This window comes from Mucilaginibacter straminoryzae, assembly GCF_022953055.1.
In the GTDB taxonomy this organism is placed as follows: domain Bacteria; phylum Bacteroidota; class Bacteroidia; order Sphingobacteriales; family Sphingobacteriaceae; genus Mucilaginibacter; species Mucilaginibacter straminoryzae.
The window spans coordinates 1-15,989 of the sequence record NZ_JALJEJ010000006.1 but is presented as its reverse complement, the minus strand read 5'-3'; the positions used below and the strand labels follow the sequence as shown (position 1 = coordinate 15,989).

The following is a 15,989-nucleotide window of genomic DNA, read 5'->3' as shown; positions in this document are numbered from 1 at the left end:
ACAATGTATTTTATCCTTTTAATTGTAGCCATCATTGTTTGTATACTGTTAGGCTTCATCGTATTAATACAAAATCCAAAAGGTGGCGGTCTTTCGTCTAACTTTTCGGCTTCATCACAACTGATGGGCGTACAAAAAACCGGAGATATCCTTGAGAAAGGTACCTGGTTTTTAGCTATTGCTTTAATGGTATTATCACTGGCTATAAATGTTGCTATTAAAAGCGGTTCTGTTAAAGGCGCTGGTGCCGGCGAATATCAGAACCAGATTGAGAAGGCTTCTAAACCAACTGCACCGGTAAGTACCTTCCCGATGAATACGCCTAAAAAGGATACTTCAAAGAAATAACCGAAACATAAAATATTTACGAAAGGGCTTTCTACATCAGGAAGCCTTTTTTGTTACTATGGACTGACATCGTGACATTGTGCTTACAGAAACTTTTCTTTCTGTAAATGTCTGCATAACACAAAAACTGCCAATAGTACAGCAATGCTGTCAAATTTTTACAACGGGTATGGTTGGCATAATTGATGTTGCATGCTTAGTGAATTTTCAAAAACTTTAAATAAACCAAATAGTATAACTATGTCATTAAACATTAAACCTATTGCGGACAGAGTAGTAGTGGAAGCTGCTCCTGCTGAAGAGAAAACTGCTTCAGGTATCATCATCCCTGATACTGCTAAAGAAAAACCACAACGTGGTACTGTTGTAGCTGTTGGCGATGGCAAAAAAGACGAGCCGTTAACTGTAAAAGTAGGTGACGAAGTTTTATATGGTAAATACGCAGGTACTGAAATCACTTACGAAGGTAAAGAGTACTTGATTATGCGTGAGTCTGACATTTACGCAGTTCTGTAATTAGAAACCAGATTTAAGATATGAGACTTGAGAAGCTCATATCTTCTCGATTAAATCAAAATTTTCACAAAGAAATTCGGGATGTAAGTATCTCACTACTCACATCTCTCTACTCAAATCTTAATTAAAGATGGCAAAACAAGTAAGATACAACGTAGACGCTCGCGACGCTTTGAAACGCGGTGTTGATACTTTAGCTAACGCAGTTAAAGTAACCTTAGGTCCAAAAGGACGTAACGTAATTATTGACAAGAAATTTGGTTCACCGGCGATCACCAAAGACGGTGTAACTGTGGCTAAAGAGATCGAACTGAAAGACTCTTTAGAAAATATGGGCGCACAGATGGTGAAAGAAGTAGCCTCTAAAACTGCTGACATTGCAGGTGACGGTACTACTACTGCAACTGTATTAGCGCAAGCTATCGTGACCGCTGGTATTAAAAACGTAGCAGCAGGTGCTAACCCAATGGACCTGAAACGTGGTATTGACAAAGCTGTTGAAGCTGTTGTTAAAAACTTGCAAAGCCAATCTCAAACTGTTGGCGAAGACACTAACAAAATTAAACAAGTTGCTTCTATCTCTGCTAACAACGATGAAGTGATCGGTACGCTGATTGCTGACGCAATGGGCAAGGTTGGTAAAGACGGTGTAATTACTGTTGAAGAAGCAAAAGGTACTGAAACTGAAGTTAAAACTGTAGAAGGTATGCAGTTTGACCGTGGTTACCTTTCTGCTTACTTTGTAACCAACGCTGATAAAATGGAAGCAGAACTGGATAATCCTTATATCCTGATCTATGATAAGAAGATTTCTTCAATGAAAGAATTACTTCCTATCCTGGAAAAACAAGTTCAAACCGGCAAACCATTATTAATTATTGCTGAAGACCTTGACGGTGAAGCTTTATCTACCCTTGTAGTAAACAAAATCCGTGGTGCCCTGAAAGTAGCTGCTGTTAAAGCTCCTGGTTTCGGCGATCGTCGTAAAGCAATGTTAGAAGATATTGCTATCCTGACTGGTGGTACTGTTATCTCTGAAGAAAGAGGTTACAAATTAGAAAACGCTGATCTTTCTTACTTAGGTACTGCAGAGAAAGTAGTGATCGACAAAGACAACACTACTGTTATCAACGGTGCTGGCCAGGGCGAAGAAATCAAAGCTCGCGTTAACCAGATCAAAGCGCAGATTGAAACTACTACTTCTGATTACGACCGCGAAAAACTGCAAGAGCGTTTAGCTAAATTATCTGGTGGTGTGGCTGTACTTTACGTAGGTGCTGCTACCGAGGTTGAAATGAAAGAGAAAAAAGACCGTGTTGACGACGCTTTACATGCAACCCGCGCTGCGGTTGAAGAAGGTATCGTAGCTGGTGGTGGTGTAGCTTTCATCCGTGCGGTTGAATCTTTAAAAGACCTGAAAGGCGCTAACGAAGATGAGAACACTGGTATCCAGATCATCCGTCGTGCTATCGAAGAGCCTCTTCGTCAGATCTGCGAAAACGCTGGTATCGAAGGTTCTATCGTAGTACAAAAAGTTAAAGAAGGTACTGCAGATTTCGGTTACAACGCACGTACAGGTAACTATGAAAACCTGATCGGCGCTGGTGTTATCGACCCAACTAAAGTATCTCGTGTAGCTTTAGAGAACGCAGCTTCTATTGCAGCGATGTTGTTAACAACAGAGTGTGTATTAGCTGACGAACCAGAAGATGAAAAAGCAGGTGCTGGTGCTCCTCCGATGGGTGGCATGGGCGGCATGATGTAATCCTAAGTAACATCCAAATACAACGAGCCCCGCTTGAGTAATCAGGCGGGGCTTATTTTTTTTCATTGGGTTCAAAGTCAACAGGTAAGGTCTGGGCAACGCGGCCTTTTCCCCAGGCCCCTTCGAAAATTACGCCCGCCGGGTTAAGGATCACGCCGTTATTATCAAAAAAGGCATAAGGGGCTGTAAGGTTAACTGTAGTAGCACTCGCGGCTTCTGCTATATCTGGTTTGAATTCTCCTGCTTTCACCTGTTTGTTTTTTCCATATACTACATAAAGTTGGTCCTGAAAACCCAGTGCGTAAACGCCTTGTTGATCGGTTCTTTTTACCAGATCCGGCATTGAAAGCGGTGTATTATATAAGTACGAAACCAGGCGGGGCATACGCTGCTGATCGCTCCATTTTTTTATAGAATCCATTCTTAAAAAACTGCCGTTAGCCAGTTTACGGAAATATTTAAGTTTTGCATTGATTAAGCTGTCGGCTAATCTGGCTGGATTGGGGCGTTTCACTAACCGGTAGGTTTGAAAGCCTTCGGTCACGTTGGTTCCTTTTAAAATACTGCGCAGATAGTGTTGGGAAGAACCAAAGAATGCTTTGTCGCGGTTCTTCAGCCACTTTCTTTTATCTTTTTCTCTACCCAGCAGGTTTTCAAACAGTACCGAGCCTTCGTAATACACCATACCTGTTTTATAGTTCCGCTCAAATTATGAAGCAGATATTTTACCTTATAACCCAGTGCCCGGTTTTCAATTTCGATAAAGTCCTGACTGCTTGCCGTCAGCAGCCGGTTATCAGAATCGTAACTTACGTCAACAGCATCCGGGTTTATAATTTTACACAAGGCTGCTTCTTCCGTTTCGCCTAAGAATTCCTGTTTAAAAGCCTGGTAGTTATTTACACGATTAGGGTCTGGCCGAATCACCACTTCATTTAATACCGTGTTACGGGGCGTAAGTATAATATCAGACAGGTGAGTTTCCCCGTCAGTTATATTAAGCGTTTGGCTGAACGTATCGTAGCCAATAATGGAAACGACCAGGTCATACTGTGCCGGACGAATTTTTATTAGCCTGAAGGTACCGTCTTCCCGGGTTTTATCGCCGATGGTAGCATTACTTAAAAATACACTGGCGTTTGCAATTGGTTTTTGCGTTTCCTTATCTATTACCCTGCCAGTGATGATCCCTTGCCCTTTTGCCGCGATTGAAAACAGTAACAGTATGACGAATATAAAACGCATTCTCAAATAACTAAATAATTAGTTTAAAATGCAAGGAAAAAAGAAAAGCCCCTGTTGTGAGCAAGGGCTGGCAAATATCTTAAATTAAACAGGAGTTATTTACCCATTTGTTCAATAACAGACTGGGTTACACCGGTGTAGGAGAAGCCGCCGTCGTGGAACAGGTTCTGCATAGTGACCATACGCGTAAGGTCAGAAAATAAGGTAACGCAATAATCGGCGCACTGGTCTGCAGACGCATTACCAAGCGGGCTCATTTTTTCTGCGTAGTCAATAAAACCGTCGAAGCCCTTTACACCAGAACCTGCAGTAGTACGGGTAGGCGATTGCGATACAGTATTTACCCTAACCTTTCTCTGAGAGCCATAGTAGTAACCAAAGTTACGGGCAATGCTTTCCAGGATCGCTTTATTGTCAGACATGTCATTATAATCCGGAAATACGCGTTGGGCAGCAATGTAGCTTAAGGCCACTACAGATCCCCACTCGTTAATGGCATCCTGACGCATTGCTTCAGCCAGAATACGGTGAAGGCTCAAAGCAGAAATATCGAAACCCTTATGGGTAAAATCGTAATTGTTTTGCGTATAGTGAACACCCTTGCGCACGTTCAAACTCATGCCGATAGAGTGCAGAATGAAATCTACACCGCCATTGAAATGCTCTTTGGTTTTCTCGAAAAGTGCTTGGATATCTTCGTTAACAGTAACATCGGCTGCAATAACAGGTGCGTTAACTTGTTCGGCCAGCTGGTTAATAGCGCCCATACGCAACGCGATAGGTGCATTGCTCAGTACCAGTTCGGCGCCTTCCTCGTGACAACGCAGCGCGGTTTTCCAGGCGATTGATTTTTCATCCAGGGCGCCAAAGATGATTCCCTTTTTGCCTTTAAGTAAATTATAAGCCATAATTTGTATTGTTAATCGGGGGGTAAAGGTAAAAATTTATTGAATAGGAAGTTAAGAGAAAGTTTTGGCATTTTCTGGTGTGAAATGTTATTGTCATCGCGAACTTCGAAGAAGTGTGGCGATCTTAGTTTTACATTTGTGGATAAGAGATTGCCACGTCTCCCGATTTCATCGGGATCCTCGCAAAGACAAGGCTTTATTGTCATCGCGAACTTCGAAGAAGTGTGGCGATCTTAGTTTTACTTTCCGGGTAAGAGATTGCCACGTCTCCCGATTTCATCGGGATCCTCGCAAAGACATAATTGATATATTGACTAAAGGTGTACAAGCTATTTGTAATCAATGTACCAACCATCACTTAAATCAGCCCATACTGCATTATTCTGTAAAATAAGATCAAGTTTCTTTTGCCGGGTTCCTGCCTTTAACTGCTTTTCTCTTTCGATAGCATCTTGTATCCAATGAAAGCTCTCGAAATAAGCCAGCTTATTGCAATTGTATTTTGTGGTGAAACCTTGGTATATTTTTGTTTTATGCTCCCAAACACGGCGAACCAAATCGTTTGTCACGCCTACATAAAGTACAGTATTGCCGTGGTTGGTTAAGATATAAACGTAGTATTGGTGTTCTTGCATAACAGTAACTTTCATTTTGTCATCGCGAACTTCGAAGAAGTGTGGCGATCTTAGTTTTACGTTTCCGGGTAAGAGATTGCCACATCTCCCGGTTTCATCGGGATCCTCGCAAAGACAACTATTTCCTAATGTACCTTGTCATCGCGAACTTCGAAGAAGTGTGGCGATCTTAGTTTTACTTTCCGGGTAAGAGATTGCCACGTTACTGAATGTTAACATCTTGCTTTCTGCCTCTTATCAATTAAACCCCCAGCAACTCCCTTGCATTCTGTAATGCGCTTTCTCCCGGTTTGTCACCGCTGAGCATTTTAGCAATTTCCATAATCCGCTCATCACAGCTTAGCTGCTTCATTTGCGTATAAGTAATATCTGCCCGCGTATCCTTGTAAACAAAGAAATGACTGTCGCCTTTGCTGGCAATCTGCGGCAGATGCGTAATGGTGATTACCTGTAAATTCTGCGATAGTTGTTCCATAATCTGGCCTACCTTATTGGCCACTTCGCCAGAAACACCGGTATCAATCTCATCGAAAATAATTGTCGGCAAAGCGGTGTATCGTGCAATTAAAGATTTAATGCTCAACATCAATCGCGAAAGCTCACCGCCGGATGCCACTTTGCTCATTTCTGCCAGGGCATGCCCTTTATTTGCCGTAAATAAAAAGCGGATATGATCTGTACCTGTTGCAGTAAGCTCGGGCAGCGGCTTTTGCTCTATCTGTAATAAAGAGTTTGCCATACCCATTTCTGCAAGTGTATGTAATACCTGCTTTTCAATCTCTGGTAAAGCCTTTTTGCGGTTTGCAGAAAGTTGCCCGGCCAGCTGTTCCAATTCTTTCTTTTGCTGATCTATCTCTTTTCGCAAGCTCTCAATCTCTTCATCGCCGAACAGGGCCTGTTGTATTTTCTCTGACAGGTCTTCCTGGATGGCCAGCAATTCTGCGTTGCTGCTTACCCGATGCTTCTTCTGCAGGTTATATATCATGCTCAAACGCTGGTTCACCTCGTCTGCACGTTGTTCATCCGTTACCGTTTGTTGTTCTATCTGTTCTGCTTCAGCGGTAATATCTTTCAGCTCTATGATGGTGCTGTTGATCCGGTCGCGCAGTTCGGCAATGGCGGGATTATATTTTTCTAAAGCACTTAGTTGCTGTGCCGCTTCTTTCAGTTGTATCAGTGCAGCAGATTCTCCGTCTTGAAGCAGGTAAACGCCACTTAATAAGTTGCGTTTAATTTCTTCGGCATTGTTCAGGCTGTATAGCTCCTGTTCCAAATGTTCCTGTTCGTCGGCATCGAGTTTCGCACTTTCCAGTTCGTCAAACTGGAACTGGTAGTAATCCAGGTCTGCCTTGGCTTTATCGTTATCTGCAATCAACTGTTGCAGTTTGCTGCTGTTCTTTTTATAGGTACGGTATTTAGCCTGGTAATCTGATAGCAAATCGGTATGCTTCGCCACGCCATCTACCACCATTAGCTGAAAAGCAGGATCGTTAATCTCGGCGGTAGCATGCTGCGAATGGATATCGATGAGCTTTTCACCCAGTTGTTTTAACAGGGTAAGATTAACGGGCGTGTCATTTACAAATGCACGCGATTTACCGTCTGCAGAAATTTCGCGGCGAAGAATGGTCTCTTCTTCGTGGTCAAGGTCGTTCTCTTCAAAAAACTGTTTCAGGTGAAAGTCTGAGATCCGGAAATGACCTTCGATGATACATTTCTTTTGCTGATTGAAGAAATACCGGCTCTCTGCACGCTGACCAAGTATGAGCGAAAGTGCGCCGAGTATGATAGATTTACCTGCACCGGTTTCGCCCGTAATGATATTCAGGCCGTTGCCGAAGCTGATATTCAGGTTGTCAATTAAAGCGTAGTTGTTTATACTGAGCTGTTTAAGCATGAAATGTATCCGATTTATACAGGACACTAATTTACCTATTATTGGCTAATTATTTTAGTTAAGTTGAACGAAGGGAATATCAAACAATAAAGCCGTTTTTGAGAAATACAAAAACGGCTTTACTATGGGGAAAGGGCATATTATTGCGCTGGCGGACCAGGAGGGGTTGGAATGCTGACTTCCGGTTTTTCTGGTTGTTCTGGTTTTTCAGGTACTTCCGGTAATTCTGGCCGTTCGTCCCATTCAGCTTCAGGATGCTCTTTATGCCATTGTTCCAGCTTTCTTTTAAATTCAGGCGATTGGGTATAAGTGCGCATTTGCTCGCCGAGTTGTTTCATCTGCTCCTTCAACTGCTTCATCTGCTTGTTGTCGGCATACAAGCGCATTTGCTCGCCCAATTTACGCATGTAAACCTCTTTTGCCTTCATCTGGTCATTGTTATAAAGCTTACGCATGCTATCGCCTAATGTACGCATTCTTTCGGTTTTGGCCTTTAATTCAGGTGATTCTGTGCGCTGGCGCATTTGGTCGCCTAGCTTTTTCATTTCATCTGTAGTCGCATTGATCTCGGCCGGGATGTGCGATTTCAGCTCGTCCTGATATTTTTGAAAATTTGCATCGTTTTTCTCGGCACCATTATGGAATTCAGAAATGCCATACTTTTTTCGTAGCCGACTGTTCATTGTTTTAAACTCCTCGCTATCGAAATAAGCACCAATCTTGCTACCCATTTCACCCAGTTTCTCGCCATATTTGCTGATATCGCTGTTTTCGCCATAGGCCTTTCCTATCTCGGCACCTAAGGCAGCTTGCTCGTCTGTCAGCCGTTTAATATCGGGGTTGTTGTAGTAGTTCTCCATGTCTTTACCCATCTTCTCCATCTGTTTAGACATTTCTTTGAACGAAGCACTGTTGTAGTATTGCTCCATTTCTTTACCGTACTTCTCCATCTGCTTACCCCAAGCTTCCAGTTTAGGATCATTGTAACCATCCGTGTAGTAATAGCTGTGCCCGCCGGTAATAATGTGTTTCCCTTCACGCGAAGCGGCGACGGATTTAGATTTGGTGCTGCTCTTAGGTGCTTTTGCGGTTGGCTTGGTGGTATCAGCTAACAGGTTTTCGATAACGGGCTTCAGCTTTTTTACTGAAAATCTGCCATTGCCAATTGCCGGGCTAAACCAGCTAACGCTAATTGCGGTAATAGTAAGTATGCTTAACGCCATCACAATGTGTTTTACATTGGGCGTAGGTCTTTTGGTTTTCATAATACGTTCAATTCGGTTAAATAAATGGAATTTGTTTTTACCGTCTGCCGCCAGGGCCAGCTGCCACTGCTGGTGATTATTCTGTTCAATCTTCAGCAAAGCCTGGGCGTAGATCAAAGGCGCGCTTTGATTTACTACCATATCGTCGCAGCTATGCTCGCGTTCGCGGTTGATCAGACGGTTAATCAAATAAATAAATGGATTGAAAAACAGGATTACCATTACCACTTGCTGCAGCAGGTTGATCAGGTAATCGTTGCGTTTTACATGGGCCAGTTCATGTAATAGTATTGCCTCAACTTCCTTTACCGATAAATAAGTTGTCAGAGAGATTGGTATAAGTATTACTGGTTTCAGATATCCGATAATGCACGGAACATCTATTTTATCGGTAATAGAAATTGCTACAAGCTTTTTAATATTTAATAATGCCGAAAGCTGCTGTATACGCTCCTGCCAGAAGGTATCCTGCCGGGAGGTACGTTTCACCTGGCGGATCTGCAGCCAGGCAAAAATCAGTTTCAGGCTTTGGAACAGCAGCCCGGTTACATAAGCAATGCTGATGTAAGGCAAATACCGGTCGAGTATCACTTCATAACGGCTATCGTCTGTTGCGGCGGCCTTTTTTAATACTTCAATTAAAGGTAAGTGCTGGGCAACCGTCGGCGCATGAGCGGTAAAATGCCAGCTGTAGGCAGAAGCCTCGTCGAACAAAGTATAGATAAACCAAAGGCACGCGGTAAACATAGCGCCGAGCGAAATATGGTGTTTAACGGCAGCAGAAAATTTGATCAGGTCTGCAAGCAGCAGCCTTACCACCAGGTAAATTAACAATACCTGCCATAGTGAATGGATAATGCTTACCGCAAATACTTCGCTTAAATTATGTACCAGCGTTGCCATAGGTTAATGGTTATTTGTTCTCAAATTGCTTTAAATAATCTTTAATTGCGTCGATCTCGTCTTTAGAAGCACGGTGCGAACCGAGTGCCTGGATAACCAGGTCGGCCGTTGAACCTGTAAAAACCGTATCGATAATTTTATTCAGCGCGCTTTTCTGCGCCTGCTGTTTACTTACCTCTGCAGAATAGACATGTGTTTTGGCTGAAGTGTTACGCGACACCAAACCTTTTTCGTGCATGATCTGCATAATTTTTAAAGTAGTGGTATAACCCGACTCCTTATTTTTTGATAACTCTTCGTGCACCTCGCGGACAGTAGACGGGCCTTTCTCCCACAACACCTGTAAAATCTCCAGCTCGCTTTCTGTTGGTTTAATATCTGACATCTTTGTTTGAATACTTATATACGAATCTCTTCGTACAAATATCTACGATAGTTTTCGTATTTGCAATAGGGTGCAATATTTTTCTAAAAATAAATTTATGTTATAGTTCATTCGGGCATTCCCCCAACATTTGGGGGCCGCGCTTTCCGCTCATACTGCACTGGCTTTAGCCACAGGCCGGTATCCGCTTCAATCGCTAATGCGTTTACGATCGCAGAAGGATGGTAATGAAGTGAGAAACTTTAGATTTAAAAAATTTATAGATGCTTCGACAACTTGAGAATGACAATTGTTGTGATACTAGTTGCCAACTCGTAGAAAGGATTTAAAGGTGTGAAAAGAAAGCATTATACACGCGAAGACACGTGCGCCAGCATTAGGGGAACTTAATTCAGAAGTTAAGCTAAAAGGTCTCCACGAATAGCTTGGGTGTGTTACCCCGTATGGCTTTGATTCTTCCTATTAATGAACGGTCATCAAAATCATCATAGTAGGTGATGGTGGAATTGCCAATGGATTTAATATTACCCTTATTACTCATGTCGAAGCGATCATAATAGCTAACAGGGATATTTCCGGCCATTTTGATTTTTCCCTGATTGTCCATATCAAAACGATCGAAATAGGTAAAGCGAATAGTTCCTATAGACTTGACCTTACCTTTGTTGTCCAGATCAAACCGGTCATAATAGGCAATGTTAATATCACCGATAGACTTAACCTTACCGAGGTTATCCATATCAAATTGATTATAGTACTTAATTGGTACACCATTTATTTGAATAGGTCTGCCTTCAATTGCATCAGCATCGAATGCAGTGGCAAATTGAGCAGGCTCGCGCGCGTCATAATTTAAACGTATTCTGCCGTGCTGATCAACAGATACCTCTATGCTGCCAACTTGATAGATAAATTCGCAATTGGTTTTTCGTTCACCTGATATTAATCGGATGGCTGCCAATGTTTGTGCTTTTGCAACAGGCTGAAATTGTAAAAAGCAGTACAGTAGCATCAGTGGTGATAGGTGTAACGGTTTCATATCAAGGTTGTTGATTTATATCACAGACATCCTGTTTTCGGGTTGGTTTAATTTGCGAAGTAAAAAGTCTCCAACAGTCTTACCGCTGCAGCATCTGGTATTTCGGCCCATTGGCCCGCCGTGCTGGCGCGAGCTTGTAGTTCTTATTAAATTTTCTTCAGCAAAAGATAAATTAATGCGGATAGACTTACTAAAAAAACAATTAAAAACCCGTTTCGTAAAACATCTTTGACTCTGAATAATTCTTCATCGACCATAATCCACTTATAACTATTAGAGTTTCTAAGATTTGAACCATCTACAATGCTTAATTGTAACCGTGTCTTCAACCTTGCGTTATTACTTTCAGAAAAAAGAACAAATCGCTTTATGCCCTTTAAATCGTAAACTTCTGCAACAACATTACTTTTATTAAAGCCATATTTTACAAACTTCTTAACTTTCAAATTCATGCCATTTGCCCAGTCATTATTTCCATTTGTAATTATGCTTCCATATTCATCTGCTAAATAAAAACCACCTTCAAATTCATGTAAAAAAACTGGATTGATATTTAATGGAAGATCATTATAAACCTTTAGATAATTAATACCGTAATAGTACAATTCCTTATCAACTTTCAGGAAGCAAATAAAACTAACTACTAATGAGAGTGTCGCTATCGCTATTGAAATATTCTTTTTCATAAATTATTTACTTCCGTGCTGGCACAATTTTGTGTCCTTAACGACTAAAGCCAACTGCTAAGCGTGAGCAAAAGGACGATAATACTCTCACCCGGCAAGCCTGTGGCGTCTTACCGCTGCAGTACCTGGTATTTTGGCCCATTGGCTGGGTCGGCTTGTACCAGGATGTTGTAAGCGTTCAGCTTTTCCTGTGTAGGTGCGCCGCTGAAAATACCGATCAGTTCATCTTCCTTCGACGTAAAGAATAAAGTGGGCAGGGTGGCGCCAATACGCAGCCGGTCTAACTGGGTAAGTGTGGGCAGCAATGCAGAAATATTGCTACGCGCCTGAACGGCATTATCGGCCATCAGGTCTAACCCGTTACGGTGATAATCATAATAGAAGCTGCGCAGTGGGATGTACGTTTTGTTGGCCAGGTTTTCTGATAGCCAATACCTGCTGATGTTATTATTATCAATAGCTTTCCATCCTTTATAAGAAGAGGTTTGCGCGTTGATCACTACATTCTGTGCATTGGCAAAATAAGGCGTGCCACCATAACGCGAAAAGCTATCGTAATCAAAACCTAATATGATATAGGCATAGTAGGCCATCAGCGAGCTTAGGTTATTCAGAAAGGTCTGGTTGTTATAGTCTATGGTTTGCCCTTCGGTATAAACAAAGTCGATGTCCTTATCGTAAATGGTGAAAAGCGTGGTGTTGTAGGTGCTGTTGTAGACAGGCCGTGTAGATTGTACCTGTAGTTCTCCCGAAAAATTACTAGCGCCATCCCAGGCGGTAACGTTCAATACAAAGCTGCAATCTATTTTTTCGTTCGGTCCAATGGCATCTACGCTCCACTTCCGGCCATTCAGAAAATCTTTCATGGCGCCTTCCAACGCTTGGAAAACCCGGCGGTTGGTGGTCTGGATTTTAGGCGTTAGTACAGATACACGCGCGTTCAAATCCTGCGCGTGCAGGTTGGTTAGTAAACCAATAATTCCTAAAAATAGGGCCAGCGCTTTTTTCATCCCAAAATCAATTCTACCAATTTAGCACAAATATCTGCAGCCACCTGCTTTTTACTCTTTAACTCGTAGGTTGTTTTATGCAGGTTGCGGTCGATGATGGTGATGCGATTGGTATCACCGGCAAAGCCAGCGCCTTCATCTTTCAGCGAATTCAGCACAATAAAATCCAGGTTCTTCTTTTGCAGTTTGCCGATGGCATTTTCCTCTTCCTGGTCGGTTTCCAACGCAAAGCCTACCAGGTACTGGCCGGGTTGCTTACGCTCGCCGAGTGTTTTTAGAATATCGGTGGTTTTCCGTAACTCGATCTGTAAGCCGGCATCCTGCTTTTTTATTTTGCTGGGCGAAGGGTTCACGGGCGAATAATCTGCTACGGCGGCGCTCATGACACATGCTTTGGCAGTTGAGAAGGCATTGGTGCAGGCGTCAAACATTTCCGCGGCGGAAGTAACATCTACCCGTTTGATGTTTGGATGCTGTGTGCCAAGCGCGGTTGGCCCGGTAACCAGGGTAACCCGGGCGCCAAGTGCTGCCAGTTCTTCTGCAATGGCAAAACCCATTTTACCGGATGAATGATTACCGATAAAGCGCACCGGGTCTATCGCTTCATAAGTAGGCCCTGCGGTTACCAGGATATTCACCCCCACTAATAGTTGTGTCTTTTTGAAAGCGGTTTCCAGTTGTGCTATAATCTCCTCTGGTTCGGCCATACGACCCTCGCCATGCAAACCGCTGGCCAACTCGCCCGTTCCCGGACTGATCAGTATATTCCCATACCCCTGAAGCTTCAGCACATTATGACGTGTAGCAGGGTGTGCCCACATGTCCAGGTCCATTGCCGGTGCAAAGTAAACCGGGCATTTAGCAGAAAGGTAAACCGCGGTAAGCAGGTTATCGCAATTGCCGTTAGCCATTTTAGAAAGCGTGTTTGCACTTGCAGGGGCAATCAGTAACAGGTCTGCCCAAAGGCCCAGCTCTACATGGTTGTTCCAGGTACCGTCATCACCGTTAAAATAATGAACCAGTACCGGTTTTTTTGAAAGGGTGGCAAGTGTAAGCGGTGTAATAAAATCGGCCGCGCTTTGCGTCATCACAACCTGTACTTCTGCACCGGCTTTTACCAGCAAACGTACAAGTATGGCAGCTTTATATGCAGCAATGCTTCCGCAAACGCCTAAAATGATCTTTTTTCCTTCAAGCATAATTGATGCAATACTATCTATTTAAGTAATGCTTTCAAACATCAGCACTAAAATACCACAATTATGCTTTGCTATAAAACAAATAAGCCCCTCTGGTTTTAGCAGAGAGGCTTACAAGCATGTATTAATATTATTGCTGTTGCTCTTTTTGAGGATTGCGGTGATAAACCTTTCCTTCAAGAAACTCCTGAACGGCGATCAGTGTAGGCTTCGGCATTTTTTCATAATGCTTAGAGATCTCAATCTGCTCACGGTTTTCAAAAACTTCTTCCAGATTGTCGTTTGATGAAGCAAACTCAGAAAGTTTCTGATGCAGTTCTTCTTTAATATTATTAGAGATCTGATTAGCGCGTTTTGACATAATCACGATAGATTCGTAAATGTTGTCGGTGCTTCTATCCAGTTCGCGCAAATCCCGGGTAACGGTGCTACCTGCTACTGCCGGTTTGTTATTGCTGTTTGTGCTCATATCTTTTCTTATTGTGGACTTTTTTGATTTTGCCTGTCTTTGATTGAAGGCGGTTGTGTTTTCGTAGTATCTTTTGTAGCTATCTTTTTAGCCAGTTTCTCATCATTTGCTGCAGCCGCCAGTACCCTCTTGGCATTCTCGATACCTTGTTGGCCGTCTTTTTTCAATGTTTGCGCCTCGCGCAGGTACTTACTTTGCGGGTATTTCTCCAGGAATTGATCAGCAAAGGTGATAGCCTGTTCATAACGGTCCTGCTGTTTATTCTCCAAGCTGTTTTGCGCGTATTTGCTTTGCGCTTTGATGGTCAGAAACTCCATCTCTTCGGCATACTTGGTATCCGGGTAATCGCGTAAGGCATTATTAAAGGCAATCACGGCAGACTGATAGTCGCCGATAGTTAAATAAAGCTTTGCGTTTGCATAAGCTTTTTCTTCAAGCTTGTCGCGCAGGTTCTGGATCAACTTACCAGCTTCGGCCACACGGTCGCTTTTGGGATATAAGTTGATAAACAACTGTAGGGTCTCTATTGCTTTAGTGGTATTCTCCTGATCTAATGAATAGATCGGCGAATCCAGGTAATAACAATAAGCGGCCATGAAACGGCATTCCTCTGCACGGGTACTGCCCGGGTAAGTATCTGCAAAGTTTTTAAAGTGATAGCGCGCCGAGGTATAATCGCGCATTTTGTAATTCGTGTAAGCGTAATAATAGAACAAGTCTTCAGCTTCTGCCTGCCCGCGATAACGTTGGGTTAGGCCCTCGAACAGATCGAGTGCTTTAGAATAGTCCTTTTTATTATAGTATTTCAGTGCTTCCTGATACTTTTTGGCATTGTCGTTACTTGCTTTAAGCCTTTCAAATTTGCTTTTACAACTTCCGAAAGCAAGCAATACACTTGTAAGTAAGCACCAAACTAATAATCGTTGTTGTTTAAACATCCTGCAAAGATAGTTTATTAATGTAAATCAGTCAATTAATATTTAGAGGCCGAAGATAAGGATGGCTGGTGAATTGCCACTTCGGTTTAACATCTTTTAACGATTGAGACGGATACCTATTATATATAGATGCTTAGAATAAGGTAGATAATAGCCGTTTTGAAATTTTCTGTTCTGATAAACAGTAGGTTAAGTGCTAGTGTGGTTAAAAAAGCAAAAACAATTTGGTGCAGTGAAAACAATCCGTACCTTTGCAACCCGCTTCCGGAGGGAGGATGGGAAAAGTTCTTAAAGGTATAGAAGGAGTGAGTAAAGCGGCTGAAAAGCAGCTTTTGGATAGTGGGAAAGCTCAGCAAATAATTTGAAATTTCCACTTGACAGATAAGGTAAAATTTTCTTACCTTTGCACTCGCAAAAAGGGAGAGCGAAAGTTCACCTGGGAGCAAAAGAGGCTGAAGAAATAAAAATAAAATTTATTTTGGGAATGTCAAAAAGCTTCTTACCTTTGCAGCCCCGATCGCAACGAAAGGGAAATTGAAATACGAAAAGTTAGCTTAAGGCGCTGAGAGTTAAAGGATAAAAGTTGAAAGTGATTCACTCGCAACTGGTAACTGAAAACCCGAAACACCGGAAAGCAAAACATAAAAATGGTCTCTGTGACAGAGACGAATGAAAGTTCTTTTTTTAAGTAATTAACATGTAGCGTAGCGGGAAGGTTATCTCGAAAGAGAGCAACCGACCAACGTCTCAAAGAATTTGAGGACCTAAGGATAGGGATACT

General features: G+C 42.5%; 16 protein-coding genes. 3 read left to right on the top strand and 13 right to left on the bottom strand.

The genetic code is table 11. The features are described from left to right. Positions 1 to 3 precede the first annotated feature (3 nt). The 3 genes from secG (at position 4) to groL (ending at position 2,629) form a co-directional block, all read left to right on the top strand. Positions 4 to 348, top strand: coding sequence for a preprotein translocase subunit SecG (gene secG / locus MUY27_RS13255; protein WP_245130518.1), 345 nt, complete (start codon positions 4 to 6; stop codon positions 346 to 348). A gap of 240 nt (positions 349 to 588) precedes the next feature. Then, positions 589 to 864 carry a co-chaperone GroES gene (locus MUY27_RS13250; protein WP_245130517.1) on the top strand — a complete coding sequence of 92 codons (276 nt, stop codon included), beginning with the start codon at positions 589 to 591 and terminating at the stop codon, positions 862 to 864. A gap of 130 nt (positions 865 to 994) precedes the next feature. Continuing rightward, positions 995 to 2,629, top strand: a complete 1,635-nt coding sequence (gene groL, locus MUY27_RS13245) for a chaperonin GroEL (protein ID WP_245130516.1) — start codon at positions 995 to 997, stop codon at positions 2,627 to 2,629. Between the two features lie 52 nt (positions 2,630 to 2,681). Here the strand turns inward: groL and MUY27_RS13240 are convergent, their stop codons facing one another. The 13 genes from MUY27_RS13240 to MUY27_RS13180 all read right to left on the bottom strand — a co-directional run bounded on the left by MUY27_RS13240 (position 2,682) and on the right by MUY27_RS13180 (position 15,208). After that, entirely contained in the window at positions 2,682 to 3,314 is a 633-nt protein-coding gene (locus MUY27_RS13240) for a hypothetical protein (RefSeq protein ID WP_245130515.1), read from the bottom strand. Continuing rightward, positions 3,242 to 3,874: a carboxypeptidase-like regulatory domain-containing protein gene (locus MUY27_RS13235; RefSeq protein ID WP_245130514.1), complete on the bottom strand. Its 633-nt coding sequence runs from the start codon at positions 3,872 to 3,874 to the stop codon at positions 3,242 to 3,244. Before MUY27_RS13235 ends, MUY27_RS13240 begins: the two co-directional genes overlap by 73 nt. A 95-nt stretch (positions 3,875 to 3,969) precedes the next feature. Further along, a complete protein-coding gene (locus MUY27_RS13230) occupies positions 3,970 to 4,782 on the bottom strand; it encodes an enoyl-ACP reductase FabI (protein WP_245130513.1) in 813 nt (270 codons plus the stop codon). Positions 4,783 to 5,111: 329 nt separating this feature from the next. Continuing rightward, positions 5,112 to 5,432 (bottom strand): GIY-YIG nuclease family protein, encoded by a 321-nt coding sequence (locus MUY27_RS13225; RefSeq protein WP_245130512.1) that lies wholly within the window; start codon positions 5,430 to 5,432, stop codon positions 5,112 to 5,114. 226 nt (positions 5,433 to 5,658) lie between these two features. Beyond that, positions 5,659 to 7,314, bottom strand: a complete 1,656-nt coding sequence (gene recN, locus MUY27_RS13220) for a DNA repair protein RecN (protein ID WP_245130511.1) — start codon at positions 7,312 to 7,314, stop codon at positions 5,659 to 5,661. Between the two features lie 140 nt (positions 7,315 to 7,454). Continuing rightward, a complete protein-coding gene (locus MUY27_RS13215; RefSeq protein WP_245130510.1) occupies positions 7,455 to 9,482 on the bottom strand; it encodes a M56 family metallopeptidase in 2,028 nt (675 codons plus the stop codon). Between the two features lie 10 nt (positions 9,483 to 9,492). Then, on the bottom strand, positions 9,493 to 9,867 hold the full coding sequence (locus tag MUY27_RS13210; protein WP_245130509.1) for a BlaI/MecI/CopY family transcriptional regulator: 375 nt from the start codon (positions 9,865 to 9,867) through the stop codon (positions 9,493 to 9,495). A gap of 403 nt (positions 9,868 to 10,270) precedes the next feature. After that, entirely contained in the window at positions 10,271 to 10,906 is a 636-nt protein-coding gene (locus MUY27_RS13205; protein ID WP_245130508.1) for a hypothetical protein, read from the bottom strand. A 146-nt stretch (positions 10,907 to 11,052) separates the two neighbouring features. Continuing rightward, on the bottom strand, positions 11,053 to 11,592 hold the full coding sequence (locus MUY27_RS13200; RefSeq protein WP_245130507.1) for a hypothetical protein: 540 nt from the start codon (positions 11,590 to 11,592) through the stop codon (positions 11,053 to 11,055). 110 nt (positions 11,593 to 11,702) lie between these two features. Next, positions 11,703 to 12,602, bottom strand: a complete 900-nt coding sequence (gene porD / locus MUY27_RS13195) for a type IX secretion system protein PorD (protein ID WP_245130506.1) — start codon at positions 12,600 to 12,602, stop codon at positions 11,703 to 11,705. Further along, a complete protein-coding gene (gene coaBC / locus MUY27_RS13190) occupies positions 12,599 to 13,801 on the bottom strand; it encodes a bifunctional phosphopantothenoylcysteine decarboxylase/phosphopantothenate--cysteine ligase CoaBC (RefSeq protein ID WP_245130505.1) in 1,203 nt (400 codons plus the stop codon). Before coaBC ends, porD begins: the two co-directional genes overlap by 4 nt. Before the next feature lie 130 nt (positions 13,802 to 13,931). After that, positions 13,932 to 14,270, bottom strand: a complete 339-nt coding sequence (locus tag MUY27_RS13185) for a DNA-directed RNA polymerase subunit omega (protein WP_245130504.1) — start codon at positions 14,268 to 14,270, stop codon at positions 13,932 to 13,934. Positions 14,271 to 14,278: 8 nt separating this feature from the next. Continuing rightward, entirely contained in the window at positions 14,279 to 15,208 is a 930-nt protein-coding gene (locus MUY27_RS13180; RefSeq protein ID WP_245130503.1) for an outer membrane protein assembly factor BamD, read from the bottom strand. Between the last annotated feature and the right edge of the window lie 781 nt (positions 15,209 to 15,989).